The sequence below is a fragment of the Pseudoalteromonas sp. SIMBA_162 genome (genome assembly GCF_046535955.1).
GTDB lineage: Bacteria > Pseudomonadota > Gammaproteobacteria > Enterobacterales > Alteromonadaceae > Pseudoalteromonas > Pseudoalteromonas marina.
Window position 1 is genome coordinate 1 of the sequence record NZ_JAWJBQ010000713.1, and the last position, 256, is coordinate 256.

The following is a 256-nucleotide window of genomic DNA, read 5'->3' on the forward strand; positions in this document are numbered from 1 at the left end:
GTTGAAAATTGAAGAGCGAGCAGGTCGTTCTACAATGACTGAAACGCAATACACTCTTGGGAAGTATTTGAAAGATGTTAATAATCGAATCGAGACTTGGCAAGATAAATTGGTCGATATTGAAACACGCTATTGGAAACAATTCTCTGCCATGGAAATGATGATTAATAAAGCCAATCAGCAATCTACTTCACTAAGTTCTTATTTCTTATAGAATGGGAGACATTCGAACATGGATAATGAACAAAAGTTACTC

1 protein-coding gene is annotated in these 256 nt (G+C 35.5%); it reads left to right on the forward strand.

Annotation, left to right across the window (positions count from 1 at the left end; all coding sequences use genetic code 11):
* A partial coding sequence (gene fliD, locus R0J88_RS21520) for a flagellar filament capping protein FliD (RefSeq protein ID WP_410901106.1) occupies positions 1-214 on the forward strand: 214 nt, incomplete at its 5' end.
* Positions 215-256 lie beyond the last annotated feature (42 nt).